Annotated in this window: 7 protein-coding genes and 1 pseudogene; all 8 read right to left on the bottom strand. The window is 65.0% G+C overall.

The features are described 5' to 3' along the window. A pseudogene (gene flhF / locus ACE3P2_RS10045) lies at positions 1 to 235 on the bottom strand (flagellar biosynthesis protein FlhF); the annotation flags it as partial. 235 nt (positions 236 to 470) lie between these two features. After that, positions 471 to 2,564, bottom strand: coding sequence for a flagellar biosynthesis protein FlhA (gene flhA, locus ACE3P2_RS10040; RefSeq protein ID WP_374263987.1), 2,094 nt, complete (start codon positions 2,562 to 2,564; stop codon positions 471 to 473). Positions 2,565 to 2,677: 113 nt separating this feature from the next. After that, positions 2,678 to 3,832, bottom strand: a complete 1,155-nt coding sequence (locus ACE3P2_RS10035; protein ID WP_374263985.1) for a DUF3883 domain-containing protein — start codon at positions 3,830 to 3,832, stop codon at positions 2,678 to 2,680. A 165-nt stretch (positions 3,833 to 3,997) separates the two neighbouring features. Further along, entirely contained in the window at positions 3,998 to 4,375 is a 378-nt protein-coding gene (locus tag ACE3P2_RS10030; protein WP_374263983.1) for a hypothetical protein, read from the bottom strand. Positions 4,376 to 4,911: 536 nt separating this feature from the next. Then, the gene (locus ACE3P2_RS10025; RefSeq protein ID WP_374263981.1) at positions 4,912 to 5,235 is read right to left on the bottom strand and encodes a hypothetical protein; all 324 of its coding nucleotides are present in this window, start codon (positions 5,233 to 5,235) and stop codon (positions 4,912 to 4,914) included. Positions 5,236 to 5,361: 126 nt separating this feature from the next. Next, complete coding sequence (gene flhB / locus ACE3P2_RS10020; protein WP_374263979.1) at positions 5,362 to 6,510, bottom strand: flagellar biosynthesis protein FlhB; 1,149 nt, start codon at positions 6,508 to 6,510, stop codon at positions 5,362 to 5,364. A 111-nt stretch (positions 6,511 to 6,621) separates the two neighbouring features. Next, the gene (locus tag ACE3P2_RS10015) at positions 6,622 to 6,927 is read right to left on the bottom strand and encodes a DUF3135 domain-containing protein (protein WP_374263977.1); all 306 of its coding nucleotides are present in this window, start codon (positions 6,925 to 6,927) and stop codon (positions 6,622 to 6,624) included. 182 nt (positions 6,928 to 7,109) lie between these two features. Then, a partial coding sequence (locus ACE3P2_RS10010; protein WP_374263975.1) for a chemotaxis protein CheA occupies positions 7,110 to 8,648 on the bottom strand: 1,539 nt, incomplete at its 5' end.

Below are 8,648 nucleotides of genomic sequence, written 5' to 3'. Positions count from 1 at the left end.
GGGCGACCGGTGCCGGCGCGGGCGCGATGGCCGCGGCGGCGGCGGCCTGAGCCTGGGCCTGCGCCTGACTGCGGGCGCGCTGCAGGCTCGCCACGTCGCCGGCCGGCAGGGCGAGGATCTCGACGCCGTTATTCACCGCGCGATTGGAAAGCACCACGGCATCCGGCCCGAGCTCGTCCTTCAACATGCGAAGGGCCTCGCGGGCGGTTTTGGCAAAGTAGCGCTTGACGTTCATGCTCCTGTCTCCGGGGGTACGAAGGCTTTCACGGGATCGGCGTGGGCACTTCGGTACGGTTGATTATCCGGAGCGGGACGTCTTTCGATGGCCGGGAAAAGACAGGTTTTAGGGTGCTATTCCTGCGTCGACAGACGGGTCTTGGCGGATCGGCGGCGTGCGAACGGACGATTCGCCCATCTTGCGCAACAATCGAAACGCAACTGTTGCGCAAGATGGGACAAATGCATCGACATCAGGACTGGGGAACGGTGGAGATCATCGCCGCCACGCGGATCAGGCGGGTTTCCGGCACCTCGGAATTGGCGACGACCTTGAGCGTCGGCACGCTGCGGCGCAGGAAGCGCGACAGCAGCCAGCGCAGCGGCGCGGGCACCAGCAGCACCGGCGGCAGGCCAATGTCTTCCATGCGCTGGGCGGCGGCGGCGGTTTCACGCAGCAGGGTGTCGGCGAGCCCCGGTTCGATGGCACCGCCCTCCGGGCCACCACCGGCCATGGCCTGCATCAGCACCCGCTCCAGGCCCGGATCGAGCGCCATGACCTGCACCTCGCCGTTGCCCGGGAACATGCCCTGCACGATGGCGCGCCCGAGGGCCTGGCGTACCCGCGAGGTGAGCTCCAACGGGTCCTGCACGCGGGGGGCGAACTCGGCCAGCACCTCGACGATGGAACGCATGTCGCGGATGTTGACGCCTTCGTCGAGGAGGTTCTGCAGCACCCGCTGGACGCTGGCGAGCGGCAGCAGCTTGGGCACCAGATCCTCGACGAGCTTGGGGTTGTCCTTGGCGATGTGGTCGAGCAGCGCCTGGGTTTCGGTGCGCCCGAGGAGTTCGGGGGCGTGGCTGAGGATCAGGTGGTTGAGGTGGGTCGCCACCACGGTGCTGGCATCCACCACGGTGTAGCCCAGCGCGTGGGCCTGCTCGCGCTGGGTGGCGTCGATCCACACCGCCGGCAGCCCGAAGGCCGGATCGGTGGTCTCGCGGCCGGCCAGCGGCCCCGACACGCGGCCCGGGTTGATCGCCATGAACTGGCCCGGGAAGGCGTTGCCGGCGCCGATCTCGACGCCCTTCAGGACGATGCGGTAGGCATTGGGCTTGAGCTCGAGGTTGTCGCGGATGTGCACCGGGGCGGCGAGGAAGCCGATGTCGCGGGCGAACTTCTTGCGCAGGCCGCGGATGCGCTTGAGCAGCTCGCCGTCCTGACCCTTGTCCACCATCGGAATCAGGCGGTAGCCCACCTCGAGGCCGAGCACATCCACCGGGGTGACGTCGGCCCAGCTGGCCTCCTGGCTCTCAGCCGGCGCGACCGGCGCGGCGGCGGGCGCCTCTTCCTCGGTGCGCTCGGCCTCGCGCTGGCTGCCCTTCCAGGCCAGATAGCCCAGGCCGGAGGCCAGCAGCAGGAACACGAAGTTCGGCATCCCCGGAATCAGGCCGAGAATGCCGAGGATGCCGGCGGTGAGCACCATCACCTGCGGGTTGGAGAAGACCTGACCGATCACCTGCGAGCCCATGTCGCCCTCGTCGCCGACGCGGGACACCACCAGACCGGCAGCCACCGAGATGATGAGCGCCGGAAGCTGGGCGACGAGGCCGTCGCCGATGGTGAGCAGGGTGTAGTTGGTGGCCGCCTGACCCAGCTCCATGTTGTGCTGGAGCACGCCGACGATCAGCCCACCGACGATGTTGATGCCGAGAATGAGGATCGCCGCCACCGCGTCGCCGCGGACGAACTTCGAAGCACCGTCCATCGCGCCGTAGAAGTCGGCTTCCTGGGCGGTTTCGGTGCGGCGCTTCTTGGCTTCCTTCTCGTCGATGAGGCCGGCGTTGAGGTCGGCGTCGATGGCCATCTGCTTGCCGGGCATCGCGTCGAGGGTGAAGCGCGCGCCCACTTCGGCGATCCGCCCGGCGCCCTTGGTCACCACCACGAAGTTGATGACCGTGAGGATGATGAACACGACGATGCCCACCGCCGTGTTGCCGCCCACCAGGAAGTGGCCGAACGCCTCGATCACCTTGCCGGCGGCGTCGGGGCCGGTGTGGCCTTCAAGCAGCACCACCCGCGTCGAGGCCACGTTGAGCGACAGGCGCAGCAGCGTGGTGACCAGCAGCACCGTGGGGAACACCGAGAAATCCAGCGGGCGCTTGGTGTACATCGCCACCAGCATCACCATCACCGACACCGCGATGTTGAACGTGAACATCAGGTCGAGGACGAAGGGCGGCAGCGGCAGCACCATCATCGACAGGATGAGGATGATCAGCAGCGGCCCGGCGAGCGTGCGGATGTTGCTCGGGGCGAACAGGGTGCGCAGGTTGAGACTGTCGTTCATGCTCCGGATGGTCGCTCAGGCGCGCCCCGGAGCAAGGGCGGAAGTGAGGGGGAAAGGGGGGGTAATTCGGGGGAGAACTCAATGGAGCGCGGACGGCCGAAGGGGCTTACACGTCACCTCGATCGCGCTGTAGACCTCTTCAGATCGAACGAGACAACGTATGACGCAGGCCGCATCACACTTTGCAGGTAGAGGTCTTCCGCACGAATCGGAAGTAGATCAGCAGGCTGACCTGCCGCATCAAAGAACACCAAGTAGAAAAAGTAGCCATCGCGATGCCTCTCTGATTTGGAGACGTCAAGCTCGTTATCAGACAAGAAAAATCGGTGTCCAGCACCGCCCCGAAACTTGCCAACCGCCTTGACTTCGATGAAGCGTCGCTGCTCTCGGGTGCTGTGCGAGAGAAAGTCATAGCCGTAACCAGGCTGATCCCGACAATCGGCAATTAATGACTCAAGCTCCCCAAGCCCCAAGCCTTCGAGCCTCTGCTTTTCCCATACTAGCGCGTACTCCTCAGCCGCTTTGCCGATTCGCGTTCTTTCGGCCTGTACGTCCTCGAAATTCACTCTTCGATGAGTTTCTTCAGGAGGCGCAAAAATCGCCTTCACGGGTCGGTTCTCACCCCGATGCAGGTAAACCTGTAGCAAGAAAGACATGAACTTCGGATTGCTCCACAGCCGAGTTCTCTTGCAGGAATGCTTGGCAACAATCAACAGGTGCTGATATTCACTTATCGGAAGATCTTCGTCATAACCGAGTTCGGAACCAAGGGCTCTTAAGTGCTCTGCACTACAAACGTTCAAAAAACGCTCTGGGAAGTAAAGACTGAGAATTTTGGCCTTGAACATCTGAGACAACGGGTTTTCGTCGATATCTGAGAAGCTCAACCGCCTCGCCTGACCAAGTTCAATCAACTCCAACAACGCAGCCTTTACAGAGCCGAAGGCTTCATCTCGCGTCTCCCCGAACTTGCGCGTAAAACGATATGTTTTCTTTGGATCGGACGCTGTCTTCCCAAAATAAATACCGAACTTTCCGGATGTCGCCCCCTGAATGTTTGCCCACGGCCTCGTCTTCGCTTCGACGTGCGCACAGAATGTTGGCAACTGACGCCCAATGACATAATCATCAATCGTTAAGGTAGAAAGACGTTTGATCGGGAACGCCTCCAGGAATTGACCTCGCGCCTGGACCGCCATGTCTTCGTGAGTCACATCATAGTTTTTGTCGAAAGACTTTAGCTGCGCCTCATCAAATGCGTGCGTCACGATTTACTCCCTGTCTGAACATGCAAAAAAAACTCTGACCGCCTCGTAAGACAACGCAGTACGTCCCAGAGTGAGTCAGTTGATTGACGGCGAGGCTGCCGGAACCACAGCCCCACCCTTCCGGGGCCTGCGTGGTTCCGCTTCATCACATGGCCGGCGCCGCGCTCACGCCCCTGCTGCGCTGTCGCCGCGGGGGCGGCGGGTGGGTGGCTTTTTCTCGGATTTCTTCTTGAGCCCCATCGCGGCGAGTTCGTTGGAATCGTCGCCATACTGGGCGCGTACCTGGCTCTTGGCGTCGAGCATCTGCTTGTGGATGCGCTGTTCGGTGCTGGCGAGCCTGTCGCGCACGGCGTCCATGGCGATCTGGGCGTGCACCAGGGCAGCGCGGTCGGCCAGGAGTTCTTCGTAGGTTGCCGTGATGGCGGCAAGGGTGACATTGGGATCGCGGGGTGCGTAATCGGGCATGGTGGCAAGTGCCATGAAGGCCTGGATGTCGTCTTCGAGCACCTGGGGCGCAACCCGTCCGGTGGCGGTGGATGTCATTATTTCTCCAGAGTGAAATGATGTTCGGGAAGGGAAAGACTCTCTTTCACCCACCCCGGATTATGCATACAGCCAACGCAAAATGCATTCATAGATTTGAATTGCATTCAGCCGCGTAACGATGAAAGCCCCAGCAGGCGCTTCAGGGCGGCGCCTGCCGTGCTGCCACTACGAAGAGGATTGCGCGCATGGGAACGGCGCCCCACGGCAGGCTGCTGCGGCCTGCGCACCGGGGTACGTGCAGACGCGGGTCTCCGGTGAGCCCGCGCGGGCGGCCACGGCGACCACCGAGCACGCCCACGTCCGGTCTGAAGACGATGCTGTGCCCCCGTGATAAAGCTCAGGGCATCCGAGGGCTTTCAACGATAGGACGCTCCCTTATCCAGCGCTCACGGGATAAGGCTCGGCGCTATCGTTACAAAGGATTGATAGCTCTTTCCCGTGTAACAAGGCCTTGCGATGATGGTCAGGGCTATCATTGAAAGGCAACAAGGGGACAAGATCGAGGACGGTGGGCGCGGCATCACTCCATGCGCTCAGCGCCCCTTCGACCGTCTGGCGTAGAGCCACAGGGGTGTGGCACCGATTGCGGCGCCCAGTGGGCTGAAGATTCCGCCGTAGATCACCGAGATGGAGGCGGACGAGATCATCGGCGCCCGCCCTCCATGACCCTCGGCGAAGGATCGATCCTCCGCGCAGCCGACGGCGACGAAGATGAAGAAGCCGCCGATCGAGCCGATCATGAAGGCCAGACACCAGACGAGTCCGGGGTCGGACTTGCCCGCGCGCAGCACCCACGGGGCGGACAGGGCCACGACGAGAAGCGGGGGGCCCAGGGTGTAGAGGAAAAGGTCAGCCATGATCGCAACGCCTGCGTGGGGGGCCGCCATTCGGGAGCGAGCGCCGGCTCACGTTTTGAGTCTAGCCTACGCGCATCGTCTGGGACAGGCTGGCCGGGGCACGCCGACGAAGGCGGCCCGCAGCGCTCACTCGGCCCCCTCGCCCGGCCCCGGGTCCATGCCTTCGGGCACCGCGAGGGCGCCGGGCACGTCGGGGGGCAGGCCGCCTTCGGCGATCCAGTGGTTGAGCTGGAAGACCCAGGCCATGACCTCGGCGACCACGGTGTAGAGGGCCGCGGGGATCTGCTGTTCGAGCTCGCAGTGGGTAAACAGCGCCCGTGCCAGGGGCGGGGCTTCGAGGATGGGCACCTTGTTCTCGCGGGCCAGTTCGCGGATCTTGGCGGCGACGGCGTCCGCGCCCTTGGCGACGACGATGGGGGCGCCGGCCTTGTCCGGGTCGTACTTGAGGGCCACGGCGTAGTGGGTCGGGTTGGTGACGACCACGTCGGCCTTGGGCACGTTGCTCATCATGCGGCGGCGGGACATCTCGCGCTGGGCGGCGCGGATGCGTGCCTTGATCTGCGGATCGCCTTCCTGCTCCTTCATCTCCTGGCGCACCTCCTCCTTCGTCATGCGCAGGCGGCGGTGGTATTCCCACAGCTGGAAGGGCACGTCGATGGCGGCGATGAGGGCGAGGCTGCAGACGATCAGCAGGGTGGACATCAGCACCAGACCGGCAAAATCGTCCATGCTGCTCTCGAGGGGCTGGAGCATCAGCGCGAAGAGGTGATCGCGCTCGCGCCACACCACCCAGACGCCGACGCAGGCCACCAGGACGGCCTTGAGGCTGGCCTTGACCAGCTCGACGAGGCCGTGGGTCGAGAACATGCGGCCCAGCCCCTGCATCGGGTCGAGTCGGGTCAGATCGAAACGCAGGACCTTGGTGGTGAAGACCCAGCCGCCCATCAGGAAGGGCGTGACCAGCGCCGCGATAACGGCGGCGATCAGCAGCGGCGCGACGGTCAGCAGCGCGTCGGCGGACAGCGCCGCGAGTAATTCCCCCATTCCGCCCGGCTCGAAGGCCAGACGGCGCTCGAAGCTCAGGCCCGACTTGATGAGCTGCATCATGCGGTGCCCGGCCCAGCGGCCCAGTACGTAAAGGCCGACGACACCCACCAGCAGCGAGATGAACGTGGCCAGCTCGCGGGAATGGGGAACCTGGCCTTCCTCGCGGGCCTGTTCGAGCCTTCGCGCTGAGGCTGATTCGGTTTTTTCGAGATCGCTGTCTTCGGCCACGGCCCGCCCGGCGGTCGTTCAGAGGCCATCACGATACGCCGCCGCCGGGCACGGCGAGGCATCGAACAGACGGGCTTTGCGGCGGCTATTCCGGGCCGCCGGGGCAAACGCTCAGACGGTGGTTTCGCGCGCCAGGGTGCCGCGCAGGCTCTCGGCCTCGAGGCGCAGCTCGACCAGCTTGGCGCCGAGCAGCCGGAGCTGGTCCTCCATCAATTCGAACAGCGCACGGCTGGCCTGCATCGGACTGCCGGCGAGGACCCGGGTAGCGTCGATGCGCGTCTGGAAGGCGGCCAGGGCGTGGGCCTGGCCGGGGTGGCAGGCGATGCAGTGTTGCAGGGCGGCGTCGCGGGCCTGGAAGAACGCGGCGGGATCGCGCTCGGCCAGGTCTTTCCAGTAATCGAAATCGAAGTCGCCCATCTGCTCTCTCCTCGCCCGCTCGGCTCCGGCTCGCCGGAAAAGCGAGGGGCTGGGGCAGTCAGGAGCGATCCTAACCGAGCCCTGCCTGGGGTCGAGCGGCGTACGTCACGCCCATTTGTTGCAGAGCGTGACGCTGTGGAAGAAGTCGCAGTCGGGGCGCGAGCCGTCGGGTCGGAGGTCTCCTAGGCGGCGAGCGCCGGCACTTCGAGATGCGCGAGCAGCGTGCGACGAGACACGCCACGGGTATCGCCGAGGGCGCCGAGCAGCTCCTTCATGTCGAGAATCAGCACGATCTGGCCGTTGGACAGCGTGGTGACGCCGGCGACGCCCTTCGGACGGAAATCGTCGAGGGACTTGATCACCGCGTCCTCACGACCCGCGAAACTGTCGATGGCGAGGATGAAGCTCTGTTCGGCGCTCTGCATCAGCACGCCGTACTCGGGCGTCTGGTTCTGGTCCCAGCCGAGCAGCGTGGACAGCGGCATGATCGGCAGCACCTCGCCACGCACGACCATCGTCGCCCGACCGCCGACTTCCTGCACCTCGGACGGCTCGATCGGGAGGATCTCGCGAACCATCGACAGCGGCACCGCGAACGGCTGGTCGCCCAGGCGCACCAGCAGCACCGGCAGTATCGCCAGGGTGAGCGGCAGGCTGATGACGAAGGTGGTGCCCTTGCCGAGGCTGGAGCGGATGTCGATGGAACCGTTGAGCTTCTGGATGTTGGTGCGCACCACGTCCATGCCGACGCCGCGTCCGGAGACATCGGAAATCTGGCTCGCCATCGAGAAACCGGGGAGGAACACCAGGTTGTAGCTCTGGCGCTCGTCCATGGTGTTGGCTTCCTCGTCGGTGATGAGGCCCTTCTCGACGGCCTTGGCGCGCAGGCGCTCGGCGTTCATGCCGCGCCCGTCGTCGGCCACCAGGATCACGATGTGATCGCCTTCCTGACGCGCTTCGAGGCGAACGATGGACTTCTCGGGCTTGCCGTTGGCGAGGCGCTCCTGGGTGTCCTCGACGCCGTGGTCGACCGCGTTGCGGATCAGGTGGATGATCGGGTCGGACAGATCCTCGATCATCGTCTTGTCGATCTCGGTCTCCTCGCCGGAGAGCACCAGTTCCACGTCCTTGCCCAGGTTGCGGGCCAGATCGCGGGCGATCCGCGGGTATTTCTGGAACAGCCGGCCGATGGGCTGCATGCGGGTCTTCATCACCGCGTTCTGCAGGTCGGACACCAGCAGGTCGAGCTGGCTCACCGCCAAGTCGAGGGCGTGCAGGGTTTCGGTGTCGCTGCGGCCGTTGAGGATGTCGCTGCGCAGCGCATTGAGGCGGTTCTTGGTGAGGCCGATCTCGCCGGAGAGGTTCAGCACCTGATCGAGGCGCGCGGTATCGACGCGGATCGAGTTGTCGCGGGTCTTCTCGGCATCGCGGCGGCCCACCGGGCCACTGGCGCCGGGGCGATCGGTCGCGCGGCGACCGACGGCGGCCTTGATGATGTCGTCGGGCGACTTGCTCGCCAGTTCGCTGTCGCTCTGGTGCATGACCACCGGCGCGGGCACGGCCACGGGCGCCGGCACGGGGTCGGCGGCACGCATGGCGGCCGGCGTCACGGCGGTGCCGGTGACGACCTCGAACAAGGCGTTCCAGTCGAGCCCGTCGGCCGATTCGACGGCGGCCAGCGGCGCGGAAACCGCGACCGGCGCCACGACCGGCGGCGGTTC

The organism is Zoogloea sp. (genome assembly GCF_041911615.1).
GTDB lineage: Bacteria > Pseudomonadota > Gammaproteobacteria > Burkholderiales > Rhodocyclaceae > Zoogloea.
This window is presented reverse-complemented; position numbering and strand designations above follow the sequence as displayed.

What these genes read in the sequence shown, in the direction of transcription:
- flhA (WP_374263987.1), bottom strand. Translation starts at nt 2,564, where the DNA reads ATGAACGACAGTCTCAACCTGCGCACCCTGTTCGCCCCGAGCAACATC.
- ACE3P2_RS10030 (WP_374263983.1), bottom strand. Translation starts at nt 4,375, where the DNA reads ATGACATCCACCGCCACCGGACGGGTTGCGCCCCAGGTGCTCGAAGAC.
- ACE3P2_RS10025 (WP_374263981.1), bottom strand. Translation starts at nt 5,235, where the DNA reads ATGGCTGACCTTTTCCTCTACACCCTGGGCCCCCCGCTTCTCGTCGTG.
- ACE3P2_RS10015 (WP_374263977.1), bottom strand. Translation starts at nt 6,927, where the DNA reads ATGGGCGACTTCGATTTCGATTACTGGAAAGACCTGGCCGAGCGCGAT.